The organism is Bacillus sp. FSL W8-0102, assembly GCF_038007225.1.
Classification (GTDB): Bacteria; Bacillota; Bacilli; order Bacillales; family DSM-4216; genus Bacillus_O; species Bacillus_O smithii.
In genome coordinates, this window is sequence record NZ_JBBOWT010000001.1 from 2,326,651 (window position 1) to 2,344,948 (window position 18,298).

Consider the following 18,298-nt stretch of genomic DNA (forward strand, 5'->3'; position numbering starts at 1 on the left):
GGACTGCATTTAAAAGGGAACTTATTTAGTTTTCAATCCGTTCATGGATCGTTACTCTCTCGTGTTGATCTACCTCCTCCAGCTCTACTACAATTTTTTCATGAATGGAGGTAGGTATGTTCTTTCCGACATAATCCGCTCGAATGGGCAATTCCCTATGTCCTCTGTCCACAAGAACCGCCAGTTGAATCTGAGCAGGACGCCCCATATCCATTAAAGCGTCCATCGCTGCTCTAACTGTTCTTCCCGTAAAAAGAACATCGTCTACTAATATCACTTTACGATCAGTGACGTCTGTCGGAATATCCGACCCTTTTACCTGAGGCTCCTTACGATTAGATTTATACGTGAGATCATCTCGATATAAAGTGATGTCCAGCTCTCCGACCGGAACACTCTGTCCCTCGATTTCCTCGATTTTTTTTGCTAGTCTGTTTGCGAGATAAATGCCTCTCGTCCGGATGCCGACAAGCAGGCAATTATGAATACCTTTATTTTTTTCGATAATTTCATGGGCAATTCGAGTCAAGGACCTGCGTATAGCAGGCTGATCAAGCACCATGGCTTTTTGCATCGGACTCACCTTCTCTCTTTTTTTGGAAACGGCACAAAAAAAACTCTCATCGTCAGGATGAGAGGATTCATTTCGAAAGCATATCTTGTCAAAGTGATTACGATCATTTCCGTTTCCTTCTCAGCCTCACGGGACTGGATTAAAGGTTCATATTCAACTGCCATTATGATACTCTTTTCAAAATGTACTGTCAACCTTCCGATCGCAAAAAAGTCAGAATTCGAGAAAAATCATCCGGTAATGGCGCTTTAAACTCTAAATATTCTTCCGTTCTCGGATGAATGAAGCCAAGTACCTCAGCATGTAAAGCTTGTCCTTCAATATTTAATGTTTTTTTGGGGCCATACTTCGGATCTCCGGCTAAAGGATGGCCGATGTATTTCATATGAACGCGGATTTGATGAGTCCTTCCCGTTTCCAACTCACATTCAATTAAACTATATTGACTAAAACGTTCCAAAACTCGAAAATGAGTGACCGCATGTTTGCCGTTATCGACAACCGCCATTTTTTGCCTGTCTTTTGGGTCTCTGCCAATGGGAGCATCAATCGTTCCAACATCATGTGGAATCACGCCGTGAACGATGGCTTTGTATTTTCTTGTAACCGTTTTATTAGAAAGCTGCTGAGAAAGCTTTTCATGAGCATAATCATTTTTGGCCGCCATCAATAATCCGGAAGTATCTTTATCAATGCGATGAACAATTCCAGGCCTTAGAACGCCGTTGATGCCTGACAAGTCTTTGCAGTGAGCCATCAACCCATTGACAAGAGTGCCTGACAGATGCCCCGGAGCCGGATGAACCACCATTCCACGCGGTTTATTGACAACGATGACATCTCGATCTTCATAGTAAATGTCCAAGTCCATTTTTTCCGGTGTGATTTCCAGTACTTCCGGTTCCGGAACGCTAACAACAATACGGTCATCTGCCTCACATTTATAATTTGCTTTCACAGTCGCTCCATTGACTGTTACACGTCCTTCTTTAATCCATTCTTGAACTTGACTCCGTGACCAATCTTCGTTCCATTGACTAAGAACTTTATCAATTCGTTGATGCTGTTCCTCTTCTGTGATGATATGTTCAATTCGTTCCATTCGCTTTCTGTCTTTCCCTCCGATCTTCTAATAACAGAGCAATAATCAAAAGCACCACCCCGATTGTGAGCGATGAATCGGCGAAATTAAATATTGGAAAATCATAATGGAAAATATACGTGTGGATAAAATCGACGACTTCTTTCCGGAAAAAACGGTCCAGAAAATTTCCAATCGCTCCCCCGAGAATAAAGGAAAAACCGATGGATTGAAGCGTTTTATCTTTTCCGTATTTTACCATGTAATAAATGATGCCAATGACAACAATGACGGTTAAGATATAAAACAGCCATAGCTGTCCTTGGAGCATTCCCCATGCTGCTCCTTTATTGCGATGGGAAGTTAAGTACAAAAGATTCGGCACGATCTCTATGCTTTGACCGACTTGCATGTATTTGACAATCAACCACTTCGACCATTGATCGATTATCACCACCACAATTGCTAAACCAAAGTAATACAATAAACGCACATTGGTTACCTCCACCTCTAAAGTGAATTGTTACCTTTGCATTTTAGCATAACCTTTTTGATTCAACAATTGTAGAATGAATTTATCCGTATATCCCTTTTCTGCCATATGTTAAAACGCATTTCTCCCATTCATCGATCGTTTCCATTGTAGGAATTTGTTTGATCCATTCAAAGGGAATCCATTCTCCGCTGATTTCGCATTTTCCAAAATCTCCCGACTCAAATTTTTTTAAAGCTTTTACAATATCCTTCTTTTCCTGCTCGATGTAACGATACACTTCTTCTTTTTGGGATCGTGAATTCATTAATTCTTGATAGACGATCTGCAATTCATGATAGATCTTATCATACGTTGCCATCTTCATCCCTCCGTTAACACCGATTGAAGTTTATTCCCGGGAAGTCTTATTGAAAACTGCATCAACGCGAAAACGCTCACTTCTGAATTTCTTGTTATCGTTAGTGTTCCTTTATGAACAAAATTATTACGATGAAAGAAAAAGAAGCTTTGGATAAATTATGATCCAAAGCTTCTTTCGAATTAAGCTAAATGGGAATAATGATTTTTCACCACATCCGCACAGCGCGGGCAAAGAGTCGGATGTTCCGGATCTGATCCAACTTCCGGCGTCACTGTCCAGCAGCGTTCACATGTTTCCCCTTCCGCTTTTTCGACCACAACGGCTGCCCGTTCCAGCTTTAAGGCGTGTTCAGGAGCGTCTTCCAACCGACCAGCTACTTCAAATCCCGACACGATGAACAATTGTTTTAAGTTTTCATGAATGGAATCAAGCAGAGCTTTCGTTTCATCGTTCACATAAAGTTTGACGTGGGCGGTCAGCGATTTTCCAATTATTTTTTCGTTCCGCGCCTCTTCTAGCGCTTTAAGAACATCATCGCGCAGTTTCATAAATTGATCCCATTTTTCTTCTAATTCTTTACTGTTAGGAATCTCTTTATAAACCGGCATGTCAGTTAACTGCACACTTTCTTCCGTTACACCCGGAATATGTTCCCACACTTCATCCGCCGTATGCGCCAGAATAGGAGCTATTAATTTGACGAGGGAAACGAGACATTCATACAAAACGGTCTGAATGGCCCGCCGTTCATAGAAGTTCATCGGTTCAATATACAGAATGTCTTTAGCAAAATCGAGATAGAACGAACTTAAATCAAATGTGCAGAAGTTATTAATTTCGTGATAAATCGCCGAGTATTCATAATGTTCATAATGATCGTGAACACTTTTAATTAAATGATTTAATTTTACAAGGATATATTGGTCGACTTCACGCAGGTTGTCATAAGAAAGCGAGTCTTTTTTCGGATCGAAATCGGCAAGGTTTCCTAAAAGGAATCGGAACGTATTGCGGATTTTGCGATACACTTCCGAAACTTGCTTTAAGATCGCATCAGACACGCGAACATCGGCTTGAAAATCAACAGAAGCTACCCAAAGTCTCAAAATATCAGCGCCGTATTGATTCATGACTTTTGCCGGTACAACCACATTGCCAAGCGATTTACTCATTTTTCGTCCTTCACCGTCTAAAGCAAATCCGTGGCTAAGAACGGCTTTGTACGGAGCTTTTCCCGTTACAGCGACAGCGGTTGTCAATGAAGAGTTAAACCAGCCGCGGTATTGGTCGGAACCTTCCAAATACAGATCGGCAGGACGGTTCAATTCTTCTCTTTCCAGTAAAACGGCTTGATGCGAAGATCCGGAATCAAACCATACGTCCATAATATCCGTTTCTTTTGTAAATTGACCGTTCGGGCTGCCAGGATGAGTAAATCCTTCCGGAAGAAGATCTTTAGCCTCTCTTTCAAACCATACATTGGAACCGTATTGACGGAACAATTCCGAAACATGCTGAATGGTTTCATCGGTAATAATAGCTTCCCCGTTTTCCGCATAAAATACCGGAATCGGCACTCCCCAAGCCCGCTGGCGGGAAATACACCAATCACCGCGGTCACGAATCATATTGTAAAGACGAGTTTCTCCCCATTCAGGCACCCAATTCGTTTCTTTTACGGCTTCCAGAAGCTGTTCTCTGAAGGCGTCGATAGAAGCGAACCATTGGGCAGTGGCTCTAAAAATGACCGGTTTTTTCGTACGCCAATCGTGTGGATAAGAATGGGTAATAAACGCAAGTTTTAACAGTGCGCCTGCTTCTTCCAATTTTTTCGTAATGGCTTTATTCGCATCATCGTAAAAGAGTCCTTCAAAACCTGGAGCGTCTTCTGTCATGCAGCCTTTATCATCTACCACTGATAAGACATCCAAATTGTATTTTTTCCCGACTAAGAAATCGTCTTCCCCGTGTCCAGGAGCTGTATGAACACATCCCGTACCTGAATCCGTGGTCACGTGTTCTCCCAGCATCACTAAGGAATCGCGTCCGTATAAAGGATGTTTGGCAACGACATACTCCAGTTCAGTGCCCTTTAATGTTTTCACTACACTTGGCTCATCCCATTCAAGCGCAGATGATACATCTTCAAGCAGAGCTTCCGCCACCACATATTTGTGGCCATTGACTTGAACTACCACGTAATTAATGTCAGGATGAACCGAAATCCCAAGATTGGCAGGTATCGTCCAAGGAGTGGTCGTCCAAATGACGATGCTTGTATCCGAATCCAGTACCCCTTTTCCATCCTTCACAGGAAAAGCAACATAAATGGACGGGGATCTTTTGTCTTTGTATTCGATTTCCGCTTCTGCCAAGGCCGATTCGCTGGAAGGAGACCAATATACCGGTTTTAAGCCTTTATAAATGTATCCTTTTTTGGCCATTTCACCAAAAACTTTAATTTGTTGGGCTTCATACTCCGGCTTTAATGTAATATAAGGATTCTCCCAGTCGCCTCGTACACCTAGTCTTTTAAATTGTTCACGCTGATTGTTAATTTGTTCGTAAGCGTACTGCTCACAAAGTTTACGGAATTCGGCCACGCTCATTTCTTTCCGATTGACGCCTTTATTCGTCAAAGCCTGTTCAATCGGAAGTCCGTGCGTATCCCAACCGGGAACGTAAGGGGCGTGATAACCGCTCATTGATTTATAGCGGACGATAAAATCCTTTAAAATTTTATTCAGCGCATGCCCCATATGAATATCTCCGTTCGCATAAGGAGGGCCGTCATGCAAAACAAAAAGGGGGCGTCCTTCCGTACGTTTTTGCACTTTTTGGTAAATATTCATTTCTTCCCATTTTTTTTGAATGGCAGGCTCTCTTTTTGGTAAATTCCCACGCATTGGAAAATCCGTCTTAGGCATTAACAGTGTTTCTTTATAGTCCATTCTTTTTACCTCCTTGTCCGTTCGTGAATGTAAATACAAAAAAACCTTCTCATCCCAAAAAAGGGACGAGAAGGTTGATGATTCCCGCGGTACCACCCTTATTGGCAAACAAACTGTCTGCCCGCTCTTTCATTCGTAACGTGAACAAACCGCTGTCTTCTACACATCCGTTTAGGATTTTCAAAGACAGGACTCAAGGGTGATCTTCCACTCTTCGCTTATACCGGCTTCCACCGTCCCGGCTCGCTGAACAATAAGCTAAAAGAATGTACTCTCCCCGTCATCGTTTTTCCCTTATACCTTTTACATTATAGAAATCGTACGTCTGCCAGTCAAGTCTTGCAACGGCACTCTCTTCCGGATAGAACGGTGAGACAATCAAAAATAAATCTTACTCCTCGTGTTCATCTTGCAGACTTTTAAGATCGGTTGCATCTACTTCAAATTCCATCAGCTGATCCCAATCGTCGTTGTTTAACAAATCCAGTTGGGCTTCCACAAGCATTTTAAAGCGCGTGCGAAATACTTTTGACTGTTTTTTGAGCTCTTCGATGTCAAGAGCAATTTTCCTCGCTTTTGATAAAGCTTCATTGACAATGCGATCCGCATTTTTCTCCGCTTCCTTAATGATTAGCTTAGCTTCTTTTTGAGCATTCCGCTTTACGTCTTCCGCGGCTTCCTGAGCGATCAAAATCGATTTATTGAGCGTTTCTTCAATATCTGAATAATGATTCAGACGTTCACGCAAAGATTCCAGCTGTTCTTCCAGATCTTTTTTTTCCCGCAATATCAGTTCGTAGTCTTTAATCACTTGATTTAGAAACTCATTGACTTCATCTTCATCATAGCCTCTAAATCCTTTACTGAATTCTTTATTATGTATGTCCAAGGGCGTTAAAGGCATACAGCCACCTCCATACCTATCTATGGACTTTATTATAACGGTTTTTTTTCCATTTGTAATGAATATCTTGCAATTTTCCCCAAATTATTTCAAAAGACCTAATGTAATTCGCCACTTCTCTTTTTTTGTTTTATCATCAATCGACAGCAGCTTGCACCTTCCTTTTCCACGCACGGAGAGAACATCCCCTTCTTCGCATAGAAAAGCAGGGTTGTCCACCACTTTCCAATTCACTTTGACTAAGCCGCTTTTGATCATCGTCTGCACTTTTTGGCGGGACAGTTTGGCATAAGCGGAAATCATAACATCTAAACGCAACGATGAGACGGTTGTTTGAACCGGTTGCCAGCTTTCTTCTGATTCAATCGCTTCTTCTAGTTTTTTTTCTTCCAATTGGACGGACGCTTTTCCCACTTGACGAAAATTTAATTTCACAAAACCAGCCATTTCCGCAGCAACTAAAAACTGAAAACGCCCTTCTTTAGCTAGAATATCGCCGAATTTTTCGCGTCGAAGTCCAAGACCCATTAAACTTCCTAATACGTCGCGATGATTTAAAACAACAAATTTTTGCGGGTAGAGAATTTCAAAAAGCGCTACTTGAAAGTCTTCTTGCTGTACAGAAAAGTAAGGCGGATAAAGGAGCGCCCTCTTTCGTTCCGCCTGTACCGTTCCTCCGAAAAACGACACGTTAACCTCGGTGTTTTTCCCCAGCAATGAAGACAAAATTTGCTGTTCCCGAGGATCTAAAAAATCCATCAATTTTGGTGCATATTTTTCTTCGACCTGTCGAATCGACTCGAGGACATCGTCAATAAATTCCTTCTCCTCCGGTCGAAAGTGCTGATAAATCGATGACATCGTTTACTCCTTTTCACTAACGAAATCGAAATAAATATTTAAATAACCTTTCTCTTCCGCACGATTGTTTGTCGATCATTATTAGCATGATTACAGAATTTTCCTTTCGCAACGATCACAAAAAACGTTGCGAAACGGAATTTTCAACTCTGCTATAACACCCAGTAGGCAAGCTGATGCAATCCCCGAGTAGCCAGGTTTAAAACAATGAACGCCACAATAGGGGAAAAATCTATCATCCCGATCGGAGGCACGATGCGTCTGAACGGTTCTAAATAAGGTTCACATATTTTAGCAAGAAACTGTCCGAAACCAGATTCTCTAGCTCCAGGCAACCAAGACATCAAAATGTAGATAATTAACGCCCATGAATAGATTTCAATGAGCCAAGACAAAGCATTAAAAACGAATACCATTCTTCTTATAACCACCTTGAATTATCCATATTTTCTTCTGACAATATTTCAGAAATAGAACCGGAAACCTCCACATTGTCAGGAGCGCAAAGAAAAATTTTCGGTCCTAAATGCTGAATGTCTCCACCAATAGCATAAACAGTTCCGCTCAAAAAATCCACAATCCTTTTGGCCTGGTCATGCTGGATTCTTTGCAAATTGACAATCACCGCTTTATGACTTTTTAAATGGTCTGCAATTTCTTGAGCTTCAGCAAAAGCACGCGGTTCTATTAAAATCACTTTAGATGATTTTTGCACACTTTGCAAACTGACAACATTTCGTTTTGGAGCTTCTTTTGACAGTTGTTTCGGCTCTTCCTGTACTTCGCTCTCCTCAACCGCTTCATAATCATCGTCCAGAAGGAAAAACGTTTTAATTTTTGACTTGATTCCCATCCTTCCAACCCTCCTTTATTCACCTACAAGAGCTGTTCCGATCCTGATAAAAGTTGCACCTTCTTCAATCGCGATGGGAAAATCATTGCTCATGCCCATAGATAGTTCCGTGCAAGGCGCATAAGGCAAATCGAGATTTTGAATTTCCAACTGCAATTGTTTCAATCGTCTGAAACAGTCCCTTATGATGAGCTCATCGGTTGTAAACGGGGCCATCGTCATGAGACCGACCACCTTAATCTTTGGAAATTCTTCCAATCGCTTGACAAAATCTTCAACCGCTTCAGGAGCTAATCCATGTTTCGTTTCCTCTCCTGACGTATTCACTTGGACGAAACAAGAGATTGGTTCATTCGCCCTCTTATCGATCTCTTTAGCGAGCGACAGTCTGTCCAAAGAGTGTATGTAGGAAACTTTATCTATAATGTTTTTTACTTTTCGGCTTTGCAGTGTGCCGATAAAATGCCACACAGGCTGATCTTTTAATGCTTCCCACTTGGAAAGAAGACTATCGTCTCGATTCTCGCCGAGATGAATGATCCCTGCATCCAGAGCTTCTTTTGCCCTCTCAACGGATACATATTTCGTAACGGCCACAATTTGAATTTCTGCCGGACTGCGACCTGAACGTTCACATGCTTCTTCAATCTGTTTTTGTATGTTTGCCAGCTTATCGGCTACTCTCAAGATGCGAAACCTCCTTATTCCATCCGATAAAACCAAGCATTCTCCCCGTCTTTCCATTATCGCGACGATGAGAATAAAACTCGTGATGACAGCTTGTACATAATGAAGTGACAAGGATGTTTTCTTTTGGCAATCCCGCATTTTCTAAAATAGTGCGGTTTAACGATTTTAAATCCAATTGATAACGCCCTTTTTCTGTTTCAACATATGGAATGTCGTCGTTAGGAGAAAGAACGGCATCGACTTGTTGAATGACACGATCATCCACTTGATAACAATTTTGACAGATAGAAGGTCCAATGGCCGCAAAAAGCTCAGTCGGATCGATTCCATCACTCAGCCATTTTGCCGCCATTTCCCCGGCAATTTTTTGGACGGTTCCTTTCCATCCGGAATGAACAATGCCGATTCTTTGCTGTTTAGGGGCAAGAAAATAGATAGGGACACAGTCAGCATAACACATCGTAAGCAAAACGCCTTTTTCCTCTGTGTAAAAACCGTCAGTGTCCTTTATGCTATCTTCATAACGAAGTGCGCCTTTTCCTCGATCATTTTGCGTGATGCGGCGAATATTTTTTCCGTGAGTCTGTTCTGCGCTTACCCATTGCTGAAGAGGAAACCCGATCTTTTTGGCTAATATACGGCGGTTTTCGCACACATCGTCGCTGTTGTCATTGACATGAAACGCCAAGTTCATGCTGCGAAACGGTTCGCTGCTTTTTCCTCCATTTCGCGTCGTAAATCCGGCTACGAGGCCGGAATTTTTCTTCATCCAGGAGTCAAGAATATAGAGGTCATTCATTAAACGAAAAGGTTCTGTCATAACGACAACTCCCGTTTTTTCTTTAGTTTAACATGATTACCAACAAACGTCACTGTTAAAGTGCTTTATTCTTTTGGTTCTTCTAATTTCGACTGAGTATAATAAGATCCGCGTGTTCGGACAAGAATCACATCTTCGCCGATTTTTACTATTTGGCTCCAAGGTATGACCGTTTCTTCTTCTTTTCCAAAAAAGCCAAGGACTTTTCCGCCGTTATTCATCACAATCGCATCAATTTTTCCAGTATCGAGATTAATTTCAATATCCGTTATATTTCCAAGCTTTTTTCCGTCAGAAACATTGACAACATCCTTCACTTGAAAATCAGAGACTCTTGCCATTATCTCTCCCCATTTCTTTTCCGTCTTATTGTTACAATATATGCTCTTTCTCCGCACAAAAGACCCCGCAAGCTGTTCGCTTGCGAGGTCCGTTTCTTATTGAATATTTTTATTCATTTGTCGGATGGCCGCTTTTTCCAATCTTGAAACTTGCGCTTGCGAAATGCCTATCTCTTCGGCCACCTCCATTTGAGTTTTCCCTTGGAAAAAGCGTTTCCTTATGATCATTTTTTCTCGTTCATTCAATCTCTTCATTCCTTCTTTAAGCGCGATCCCTTCAATCCACTGGCTGTCTAAATTTTTCTCGTCGCTCAACTGATCCATGACATAAATGGGATCTCCCCCGTCATTATAAATGGGTTCAAAAAGAGAAACGGGATCTTGAATGGCATCTAATGCGAACACAATTTCTTCATGGGGGACATCCAATTCCTTGCTGATTTCTTCGGCTGTTGGTTCCTTCGAGGTTTCACTGATCAGCCGTTCCCGTACTTGCAACGCTTTATAGGCGATATCTCGAAGGGAACGCGAAACACGGATCGGGTTATTGTCCCGCAAATAACGGCGAATTTCCCCAATAATCATCGGGACTGCATAAGTGGAAAATTTAACATTTTGACTTAAATCAAAATTATCGATCGATTTCATTAATCCGATGCAGCCCACTTGAAATAAGTCATCCACGTATTCACCGCGATTATTAAACCGCTGGATCACACTTAAAACAAGCCGAAGATTTCCATTAACGAGCTTTTCTCTTGCAGAAATGTCGCCTGCTTGCATTTGCTTAAAAAGCTCACGCATCTCCTCATTTTTCAATACAGGGAGTTTAGAAGTATTCACACCACAGATTTCAACTTTGTTGCGAGCCATTGATTCCCCTCCTTGCAGGAGCTGCTATTTCAAAGATCAGTATCTCCTTGGAAGGGAATTTTATGCACGCCTGAATCCATCTTCAAAACCTGTCGCCACCGCTTATCTGTAAAGCGATTGGCTCACATTTTTCGTTAGATCGCTTTTAAAATTTATTATTTCCATCTATTTTTTATTTTCCGACAAATGATCGGATGTCAATCGATCTTAACTGTTTAAACCATTTTATTAAACTCTTTTCGGAGTCTTTGAATAATTCGTTTTTCCAGTCGAGAAATGTATGATTGGGAAATTCCAAGCATATCTGCGACATCTTTTTGCGTTTTTTCTTCCTCCCCGTTCAGACCGAATCTCAGCTCCATAATTTGCTTCTCTCTGTCCGACAATTGATGCAATGCTTTAAACAACAATTTTTTGTCCACAGTCGATTCTAAGTCTTTCGTGATAATATCATCCTCAGTTCCAAGCACATCCGATAAAAGCAATTCGTTTCCATCCCAATCGACATTAAGCGGCTCATCGAAGGAAACTTCAGAGCGGATCTTATTGTTTCTTCTTAAATGCATTAAAATTTCATTTTCAATACAGCGAGAGGCATATGTAGCTAATTTGATTTTTTTCTCAGGATTAAAAGTGTTAACGGCTTTGATGAGACCAATTGTACCGATACTAATCAGATCTTCTATGTTAATGCCCGTATTCTCGAATTTTCGGGCGATGTAGACTACCAGCCTTAAGTTGCGTTCAATTAAAATGGATCGAGCGGCTTTATCCCCTTTTGGCAGCTTCTCGAGCAGCACTTTTTCCTCTTCTTTAGACAGCGGCGGAGGAAGGGCCTCGCTCCCCCCGATGTAATAAATTTCATCGGTTTTTAATCCTAAAGCAATCAATAATTTATACCACAAATACGTCCATCGCACTCTCCATTTTCTCATTTTTTGTCATCCCCCTTCTATTTTCGATCCATACGAGTATAGTAATAATACGTTAAGATGCACTTTCTTTCGGGGCAGTTGCCGCTAATTTCGGGTGAACAATACAAGCAAAAGCTTGATCTGCCGACAATTGTTGAACGGTAAAATGAATCAATGCTTTGCTGACAGTTCCTCTTGGTTGGTTTTGAATTTCCACCCCATCTGATTTAAAAGCCAGCAAAAGCTGACGAGTTTTTCCGACGCTTTGAGCTGGAATGAAATGGACCTGGTCCGCCCACTTTTGGTTTAATTCTAATTCCCCATTTAAAAACTTATCTGGTTCTTCGGCTATTTCCAATATTTCTCTAGGAAGAGTATTTTCCAGACCTTTGGTGGAAACAATCATAACGGGCGTTTTTGTCAAAGGATCGAAAAGGTGATTGCCACTGTCGACAAGCCCTTTCAATTCCAATTGGCAGCCGGCAAAATGAATCTTCACATCAACAAGTTGATCATATTGAATTTTGGCTGTTTCAAAATCTTCCAATCTTCGTTTAGAGAAATACCAAGCAACCGGAATCGTCAACATGACAAACACCCAGCTGATAGGATCGCCAAATCCTTTTAGATTTGCTAGAAGCGTGGCGGAGTGAAGATTGGAATCAAATGAAATAAAATAATGAATGCCTATTAAGATTCCCCCCAGAAGAAAAGTTGCAAAATACAATGTCAGTAAATTGGACAGAAAAAAGCGAAACCTTTTATAGCCGAACACCGCCAATACCATCCATATGGAGAACAGAACTTTCACAGCTGGATTTCCCGCGATCGGCGCAAACTTGGTTGCCAATAGAAGAACAAGGCAAGATCCGATTATCCCTCCGAGAAGAATACGAAAAAAGGACACTTGCCTTTTTAAAAAAAGCGCCGTCATCCATAACAACAAACTGTCCACCAGCAAGTTTAATAGCCATATCACATCGAGATAGACTACCAATGTTTTCCCCCTTTTTCTTCCCTTTTGTTATCGAAGTATATCCTACTGCACATCCAAAGTGTGTCATAATTTGGATTCGATAATAGGTTTTTTTTTAATGATATATTCGAAAATTGTCACCTTTATTCCTAAAACTGTTCTATGATCTTCTTTTGACGATCATTTCCGTAGAATGATGAGTTTAAAAGGAGTCGAAATAAAGGAGGATGCTATAAAACCGCCTATGATTTGTCACAATAGCCGGCAAGATTCGAAATTTAAATGAATCTTTATTCATGGATCGCACATTCCATCCCATTGCAGCATGTGGCTAACTTTCATTCTCCAAGAGCGGCTAAAAATACGATCTCTATCGTTTGATTACGCAGCACAAAAAATGACTGCCTCCAAAAACCGTAGATTACGGAATGGAGACAGTCATTTTCTTCATTTATGTTCATATCGTTTTTTCACTTATCTGCGGCGATTGCGATTGCGTAAAAATGTTGGAATATCAAGCGTATCTTCCAGCGGTTGAACATTGGAACGAGAAGGTGTTTCAAAGTGAGAGGCTTCTTCTTTTTTTCCTTCACGCTTGATATGACTGGAAGGAGCAGCACTCGCTTTGGCTTGTCCCAATCCGGTACGAATCGGTTTACCGTTTTGCGATGTATCTTCCTTAAATCCAGTCGCAATGACAGTGACGACAATTTCGTCTTTTAAATTCTCATTGATGACAGATCCAAAAATCATATTGACTTCTTGATCTGATGCAGAAGCTACAATGTCTGCTGCTTCTTGTACTTCATAAAGGCTTAAGTTTGTTCCGCCCGTAATATTCATGAGAACACCTTGTGCGCCATCAATGGACGTTTCAAGAAGCGGACTGGAAATAGCCTTTTTCGCAGCTTCTGCTGCCCGATTTTCACCGGAAGCCACTCCGATTCCCATCAAAGCTGATCCTTTATTAGACATGATCGTTTTGACGTCAGCAAAATCGAGGTTAATCAATCCTGGAACGGCAATCAAGTCAGAAATGCCTTGAACTCCTTGACGCAATACATTATCGGCTTCCCTGAAGGCTTCGAGCATCGGGGTGCTCTTATCAACAATTTCCAGAAGGCGGTCATTCGGAATCACAATTAACGTGTCCACCGCTTCTTTCATTGCCGCAATTCCCCCGGCTGCTTGGTTTGCCCGTTTTTTTCCTTCAAATGTAAATGGGCGCGTTACGACTCCAACAGTCAAAGCTCCTAAGTCTTTTGAAATTTGAGCGATGACCGGAGCGGCCCCGGTTCCTGTACCGCCGCCCATACCGGCCGTTACGAATACCATATCCGCTCCTTTGAGCGCTTCTTCAATCTGTTCTTTGCTTTCTTCAGCTGCTTTTTTTCCTACTTCCGGGTTGGCACCGGCTCCCAATCCTCGGGTCAGCTTGGCCCCAATTTGCATTTTGATTTCCGCTTTTGATAAATTCAACGCTTGTGCATCTGTGTTGACGGCAATAAATTCTACGCCTTGTACTCCATGTTCAATCATACGGTTGACCGCATTGTTTCCTCCGCCGCCAACACCGATTACTTTTATCGACGCAAATGAATCTACACTCATATCAAACTCCAACATGACAAATCCTCCTAATTCGTCGTTATTCCCTCAAGATGACTACTCATCAAAAAAGTAACCAAAAATTCTTTTCATTTTAGCAGTAAATTTTTCTTCTTTATGTTTGTCAGGCTTCACTTTTTCTTTCGAAGGTTGCGGTTCTATTTCTTTTTGAATTCTCGTGTCCGGCACCATGACCGGTTCCGGATTCGCACTTACCGTTCTTCCTTGCATTCTTGCAGTCTTGTAAGCGTACTGTATCAATCCAATAGATGTGATAAACTGTGGATTTCGAACACCAATGTAATCAGGAACTGCAATGCGTACTCGATTTTCAAAAATGCTTTGAGCTAATTCCATCACACCTGGCATATTGGCAACTCCGCCAGTAAGAACAATGCCGCCCGGCAAATCATGGACACCCATCCGTTTCATTTCTTGCCGTGCCAATTCAAAAATCTCTTCCAATCTAGCTTCAATAATATCAGAAATTTCTAATTGATTGAATTGCTGATGTTGGTCGCTTCCTATGATTGGCACACTGAAAACTTCGTCCTCCGAGGCAAGATCATAAAACGCATGGCCGAATTTTATTTTTATTTTTTCGGCATCTTCCGTATTGGTCCGAAGTCCAACGGATAAATCTTTCGTAATATGATCGCCGCCCACAGGAAAAACCGTAGTGGCTTTTATATGTCCTTGTTCAAATACCGTTAAGGTGGTTGAACCTCCGCCAATATCAATCAACGCAGTGCCTAATATTTGTTCGTCCCGTGATAACGCCACCGTTCCGGCTGCCAACGGCTGCAGGACGATTTCCAGAATCTCCAGTCCAGCTTTTTCTACACAACGCAATGTATTATGTAATAAAGTTTTGGATCCGGTTATTAAGATTCCTTCCATTTCCAAGCGGACCCCTATCATTCCTCTTGGATCGTTGATTTCATCCAATCCGTCCACGATAAATTGCTTAGGCAAAACATTGATTATTTCCCGATCCTGCGGAATCGGCATCACTTGGCAGGCGTCTATCACTCTAGCAACATCTTCATCTGTAATTTCACGATTCTCGCTAGATACTGCAACCACTCCGCTGCACGGCTGCAACTGAACTTGATTGGCCGGAATGCCAACGATCACTTGCTTGATCTCCATTCCAACCATTCTTTCAGCTTGTTCAACTGCGTTTTTTATAGAATGAACGGTTTCATCTATATCAATAATGGATCCTTTCTTAATTCCTTTCGATTTTACATTTCCGACACCGATGATATTTAATGAATCATTGACCATTTCGCCGATAATGACTTTAACTGTGGATGTACCGATGTCAAGACTGACATAAATCTCATTGCTGTTCATTCTCTGGCACCTCCTTTATCTTACATCCAGCGTAATCCGATTGTGAACAACAATTGACCAATTCTTGTAAATACCTTGTTAAGTTATTCGTCATTTTTTACTTATTTCCCTTTAAAAAATATGAATTTTTTTCATCGCTCATAGCTTTGCATCTTCATGAAAATTTTTTTAAAAAAGTTTCTTGCGATGCAATGGCAAAAGTATGCTAAATACAAGTCTACACTAAGATTCAAAGGGAGAAAAGCGAAATTTAGCTAAAGGATTTTCTCCTACGTCGTTTTTCTTTTTTCTTTCACTCCCGCCCATCCTTAAACTTTATGTCAGTTATCCACCCAGAACGCAATAGGACAGTAAAAAATAGTTTTTTCCATACGTTTCCATTCATTGATCGCTTTTTCCGAATTTCAACGGTACATAAATATTGTATTTTTTACGGAAACCATAGCAAAAAAAAATTTCTTTCATGAACAAAAATAGTTCTTATGGCCTAACGACCTTTCTTTCCTTTATCTATTGTTTTGTTTCTTTTCTCCTTTATAGGATTGAAAAAAAGTACCTACTTCTAAATCGATAACTCCTTTTACTTTCGGATCCAATTGACTAACAATGGAAGGATAATACACCATTTTTTTCGAAAACGTCTCAAGTGTTGCTCTTACTTCATAACCATCATTCATATAAAGCGTTATATGATAGCGATCCGTTTTTTTCGGTGTGTAGTGTATCTCTGAAATGGAATTGACGATTTCAACCGGCAATTCGTTTAACGATTTCACCATTTCTTTTAAAACATCATCTTTTTTAAAATCAAATAGAATGGGTAATTGTTTTGGAATCTTTACAGTTTTTTCTTTTATCACACGTCCGTTTTCCAGAACCGGTTCATATGTGTCGCCATTCGCGAGATAGCCGATTTGCTTCATTTCCTTGATTTTAATATGGACACGGTTCGGGAACCGGACGGATATGTCTGATGATTTAATTTCGGGTATTTTTTTTAGCCGTTTTTCGACATCGTCCTTGTTCAATTTCCAAATGCTCATTCCATTTTCAATATTGCTCCATTTGATAATATCTTTCGTTTTCAGCACATGGTTTCCAGAAACAGTCACTTCTTTTACATGGCTGATAGGCGACAAAAAATAGACCACTGACAACACTAATAAGAAAAAAAGAAAAAGAAGTAAAATCAGCCGGCGATTCGCCTTCCTTTTGCGATATTCTGTTAATCTAGGGATCCGATCCTCCAACGAGACGATTTTCCCATTTTCCACTCCATTCCCTCCCTGTTGTTGCTGAACAGATACTAGGAGCATGTTCCCTCTGCTCACCTTGTCCAAGGCCAGGAAACACACGGCGCATAGTACGTTGATTCATCCTATTTTCTTGTACGAACGCGCAGCTAGGATTAATCGGCCTTATTGGGGATCCGATGAGTTCGCCAGTTCAACCATTACTTGGTATAATCGATCAGATGCATCTGGAATTCCCAATTTGGAAGAAGCTTGCTTCATTTTTTTCAGTCGATTCTCGTTTGTTAAAACGGCATCCAGCTCCTTGACCAGCCGCTCCGGTGACAATTCTTTTTCTAAAAGCAATACTGCCGCTCCTTTATCGGCTAAAGTCCGAGCGTTTTTTTCTTGATGGTTGTTCGTCACATAAGGGCTCGGAATTAAGATGCTCGGTACTCCAAGCGCCGTTAGTTCTGCTAAAGTAGTTGCTCCGGCACGAGAAACAACCAAATCTACTTCTTTTAATATCTCCGGCATATTATGGACAAACGGAGCAATAGCGACATTGGACGGCTTTCCTGCTAAAGAGACTTCCTTTTTGACATTCTCAAAATGGATTTCTCCTGTTATATACAAAATTTGATACGGTTTGTTTCCTAACACAGGCAGCGATTTGACGACTGCTTCATTTAAAGGTCTTGCTCCCCTGCTTCCGCCAAAAATAAGCACAGTAGGAACATTTTCTTTTAATCCAAATGCACGCAAAGCCCCATTTTTCTCCGCAGAAACCACTTCGGAAGCCCGGGGATTTCCAGTCAAAATGACTTTTTCCCGTGGAAAAAATTCCTCGGCTGCCTCAAAACAAACCGCTATTTTATCAACATATTTGCTTAAAAATTTATTGGTTAAACCAGGAACGCTGTTTTGTTCGTGTATGATGGTGGGAATATGTAATTTCGACGCGGCGTATACGACCGGTCCGCACACATAGCCGCCGGTACCAATGACAATATCCGGCTTATACTCTTTCAGCCACTTCTTGCATTCTCTTACACCCTTTAGAAAACGAGCCACCGTTTTCACGTTTTCAAAAGAAAGAGAACGTTTAAAACCCGTAATATGAATAGAGCGAAACTCAATTCCTTCTCTCGGAACAAGCTTTGATTCTAATCCCTTCTCTGTTCCGATATACAAAAAAGAAGTTTCGGCATGTTTTTCTTTTATGGTCCTGATGAGAGCCAAAGCCGGGTAAATATGCCCTCCAGTACCGCCGCCACTGACGACGATTTTCATATTCTTTTCACCTCAAATTCTTCTTTCACTGTTATGTACATATTCATGATAGTCAATCCACATCCTGTTTCTTTTTCGGAAAACACGTTCACAAAGGTCGACTACATTATC

At 41.2% G+C, this 18,298-nt stretch carries 19 protein-coding genes and 1 other annotated feature; all 19 genes read right to left on the minus strand.

What is annotated here, in order from left to right; translation table 11 throughout:
* Positions 1-25 precede the first annotated feature (25 nt).
* Positions 26-583, minus strand: a complete 558-nt coding sequence (pyrR, locus tag N1I87_RS11125; protein ID WP_255287916.1) for a bifunctional pyr operon transcriptional regulator/uracil phosphoribosyltransferase PyrR — start codon at positions 581-583, stop codon at positions 26-28.
* A gap of 181 nt (positions 584-764) precedes the next feature.
* Positions 765-1,676 (minus strand): RluA family pseudouridine synthase, encoded by a 912-nt coding sequence (locus N1I87_RS11130; RefSeq protein ID WP_327797914.1) that lies wholly within the window; start codon positions 1,674-1,676, stop codon positions 765-767.
* Positions 1,663-2,139, minus strand: coding sequence for a signal peptidase II (gene lspA / locus N1I87_RS11135; RefSeq protein ID WP_048624422.1), 477 nt, complete (start codon positions 2,137-2,139; stop codon positions 1,663-1,665). Before lspA ends, N1I87_RS11130 begins: the two co-directional genes overlap by 14 nt.
* Before the next feature lie 91 nt (positions 2,140-2,230).
* On the minus strand, positions 2,231-2,509 hold the full coding sequence (locus tag N1I87_RS11140) for a hypothetical protein (RefSeq protein ID WP_003354502.1): 279 nt from the start codon (positions 2,507-2,509) through the stop codon (positions 2,231-2,233).
* A gap of 182 nt (positions 2,510-2,691) precedes the next feature.
* The gene (gene ileS / locus N1I87_RS11145) at positions 2,692-5,463 is read right to left on the minus strand and encodes an isoleucine--tRNA ligase (RefSeq protein WP_341101764.1); all 2,772 of its coding nucleotides are present in this window, start codon (positions 5,461-5,463) and stop codon (positions 2,692-2,694) included.
* A gap of 58 nt (positions 5,464-5,521) precedes the next feature.
* Positions 5,522-5,756: a binding site (T-box leader), on the minus strand.
* Between the two features lie 98 nt (positions 5,757-5,854).
* Positions 5,855-6,367 (minus strand): DivIVA domain-containing protein, encoded by a 513-nt coding sequence (locus N1I87_RS11150; RefSeq protein ID WP_327803135.1) that lies wholly within the window; start codon positions 6,365-6,367, stop codon positions 5,855-5,857.
* 84 nt (positions 6,368-6,451) lie between these two features.
* Entirely contained in the window at positions 6,452-7,228 is a 777-nt protein-coding gene (locus N1I87_RS11155) for a YlmH family RNA-binding protein (RefSeq protein ID WP_341101767.1), read from the minus strand.
* Between the two features lie 152 nt (positions 7,229-7,380).
* A complete protein-coding gene (locus tag N1I87_RS11160) occupies positions 7,381-7,644 on the minus strand; it encodes a YggT family protein (protein ID WP_003354496.1) in 264 nt (87 codons plus the stop codon).
* 5 nt (positions 7,645-7,649) lie between these two features.
* A complete protein-coding gene (locus tag N1I87_RS11165) occupies positions 7,650-8,081 on the minus strand; it encodes a cell division protein SepF (RefSeq protein WP_341101770.1) in 432 nt (143 codons plus the stop codon).
* 15 nt (positions 8,082-8,096) lie between these two features.
* Positions 8,097-8,768, minus strand: coding sequence for a YggS family pyridoxal phosphate-dependent enzyme (locus N1I87_RS11170; RefSeq protein ID WP_003354494.1), 672 nt, complete (start codon positions 8,766-8,768; stop codon positions 8,097-8,099).
* The gene (gene pgeF / locus N1I87_RS11175) at positions 8,752-9,591 is read right to left on the minus strand and encodes a peptidoglycan editing factor PgeF (protein ID WP_341101771.1); all 840 of its coding nucleotides are present in this window, start codon (positions 9,589-9,591) and stop codon (positions 8,752-8,754) included. Before pgeF ends, N1I87_RS11170 begins: the two co-directional genes overlap by 17 nt.
* 65 nt (positions 9,592-9,656) lie before the next feature.
* Positions 9,657-9,932, minus strand: coding sequence for a YlmC/YmxH family sporulation protein (locus N1I87_RS11180; protein WP_003354492.1), 276 nt, complete (start codon positions 9,930-9,932; stop codon positions 9,657-9,659).
* A 96-nt stretch (positions 9,933-10,028) separates the two neighbouring features.
* Complete coding sequence (gene sigG / locus N1I87_RS11185; protein WP_003354491.1) at positions 10,029-10,805, minus strand: RNA polymerase sporulation sigma factor SigG; 777 nt, start codon at positions 10,803-10,805, stop codon at positions 10,029-10,031.
* A gap of 215 nt (positions 10,806-11,020) precedes the next feature.
* On the minus strand, positions 11,021-11,740 hold the full coding sequence (gene sigE / locus N1I87_RS11190) for an RNA polymerase sporulation sigma factor SigE (RefSeq protein ID WP_003354490.1): 720 nt from the start codon (positions 11,738-11,740) through the stop codon (positions 11,021-11,023).
* Positions 11,741-11,792: 52 nt separating this feature from the next.
* Positions 11,793-12,716, minus strand: a complete 924-nt coding sequence (gene spoIIGA / locus N1I87_RS11195; protein WP_341101774.1) for a sigma-E processing peptidase SpoIIGA — start codon at positions 12,714-12,716, stop codon at positions 11,793-11,795.
* Between the two features lie 453 nt (positions 12,717-13,169).
* Entirely contained in the window at positions 13,170-14,321 is a 1,152-nt protein-coding gene (ftsZ, locus tag N1I87_RS11200) for a cell division protein FtsZ (RefSeq protein ID WP_003354488.1), read from the minus strand.
* Between the two features lie 39 nt (positions 14,322-14,360).
* Positions 14,361-15,662: a cell division protein FtsA gene (gene ftsA / locus N1I87_RS11205; RefSeq protein ID WP_341101775.1), complete on the minus strand. Its 1,302-nt coding sequence runs from the start codon at positions 15,660-15,662 to the stop codon at positions 14,361-14,363.
* Positions 15,663-16,168: 506 nt separating this feature from the next.
* Entirely contained in the window at positions 16,169-16,936 is a 768-nt protein-coding gene (locus N1I87_RS11210) for a cell division protein FtsQ/DivIB (RefSeq protein ID WP_341101779.1), read from the minus strand.
* A gap of 144 nt (positions 16,937-17,080) precedes the next feature.
* Complete coding sequence (murG, locus tag N1I87_RS11215; protein WP_048623104.1) at positions 17,081-18,187, minus strand: undecaprenyldiphospho-muramoylpentapeptide beta-N-acetylglucosaminyltransferase; 1,107 nt, start codon at positions 18,185-18,187, stop codon at positions 17,081-17,083.
* Between the last annotated feature and the right edge of the window lie 111 nt (positions 18,188-18,298).

What these genes read in the sequence shown, in the direction of transcription:
- N1I87_RS11130 (WP_327797914.1), bottom strand. Translation starts at nt 1,676, where the DNA reads ATGGAACGAATTGAACATATCATCACAGAAGAGGAACAGCATCAACGA.
- N1I87_RS11140 (WP_003354502.1), bottom strand. Translation starts at nt 2,509, where the DNA reads ATGGCAACGTATGATAAGATCTATCATGAATTGCAGATCGTCTATCAA.
- ileS (WP_341101764.1), bottom strand. Translation starts at nt 5,463, where the DNA reads ATGGACTATAAAGAAACACTGTTAATGCCTAAGACGGATTTTCCAATG.
- N1I87_RS11150 (WP_327803135.1), bottom strand. Translation starts at nt 6,367, where the DNA reads ATGCCTTTAACGCCCTTGGACATACATAATAAAGAATTCAGTAAAGGA.
- N1I87_RS11155 (WP_341101767.1), bottom strand. Translation starts at nt 7,228, where the DNA reads ATGTCATCGATTTATCAGCACTTTCGACCGGAGGAGAAGGAATTTATT.
- N1I87_RS11160 (WP_003354496.1), bottom strand. Translation starts at nt 7,644, where the DNA reads ATGGTATTCGTTTTTAATGCTTTGTCTTGGCTCATTGAAATCTATTCA.
- N1I87_RS11165 (WP_341101770.1), bottom strand. Translation starts at nt 8,081, where the DNA reads ATGGGAATCAAGTCAAAAATTAAAACGTTTTTCCTTCTGGACGATGAT.
- pgeF (WP_341101771.1), bottom strand. Translation starts at nt 9,591, where the DNA reads ATGACAGAACCTTTTCGTTTAATGAATGACCTCTATATTCTTGACTCC.
- N1I87_RS11180 (WP_003354492.1), bottom strand. Translation starts at nt 9,932, where the DNA reads ATGGCAAGAGTCTCTGATTTTCAAGTGAAGGATGTTGTCAATGTTTCT.
- sigG (WP_003354491.1), bottom strand. Translation starts at nt 10,805, where the DNA reads ATGGCTCGCAACAAAGTTGAAATCTGTGGTGTGAATACTTCTAAACTC.
- sigE (WP_003354490.1), bottom strand. Translation starts at nt 11,740, where the DNA reads ATGAGAAAATGGAGAGTGCGATGGACGTATTTGTGGTATAAATTATTG.
- ftsZ (WP_003354488.1), bottom strand. Translation starts at nt 14,321, where the DNA reads ATGTTGGAGTTTGATATGAGTGTAGATTCATTTGCGTCGATAAAAGTA.
- ftsA (WP_341101775.1), bottom strand. Translation starts at nt 15,662, where the DNA reads ATGAACAGCAATGAGATTTATGTCAGTCTTGACATCGGTACATCCACA.
- murG (WP_048623104.1), bottom strand. Translation starts at nt 18,187, where the DNA reads ATGAAAATCGTCGTCAGTGGCGGCGGTACTGGAGGGCATATTTACCCG.